The organism is Nocardiopsis protaetiae, from assembly GCF_045446735.1.
GTDB lineage: Bacteria > Actinomycetota > Actinomycetes > Streptosporangiales > Streptosporangiaceae > Nocardiopsis > Nocardiopsis protaetiae.
Window position 1 is genome coordinate 1 of the sequence record NZ_JBJJBV010000590.1, and the last position, 394, is coordinate 394.

General features: G+C 62.7%; 1 rRNA gene. It reads left to right on the forward strand.

The features are described 5' to 3' along the window. Positions 1–394, forward strand: a 16S ribosomal RNA gene (locus ACJOT3_RS34800); the annotation flags it as partial.

Sequence of the window (394 nt, forward strand, 5' to 3'; positions counted from 1 at the left end):
GGGGATGGGCTCGCGGCCTATCAGCTTGTTGGTGGGGTAACGGCCTACCAAGGCGATTACGGGTAGCCGGCCTGAGAGGGCGACCGGCCACACTGGGACTGAGACACGGCCCAGACTCCTGCGGGAGGCAGCAGTGGGGACTATTGCGCAATGGGCGAAAGCCTGACGCAGCGACGCCGCGTGGGGGATGACGGCCTTCGGGTTGTAAACCTCTTTTACCACTCACGCAGGCCCCGGGTTCTCTCGGGGTTGACGGTAGGTGGGGAATAAGGACCGGCTAACTACGTGCCAGCAGCCGCGGTAATACGTAGGGTCCGAGCGTTGTCCGGAATTATTGGGCGTAAAGAGCTCGTAGGCGGCGTGTCGCGTCTGCTGTGAAAGACCGGGGCTTAAC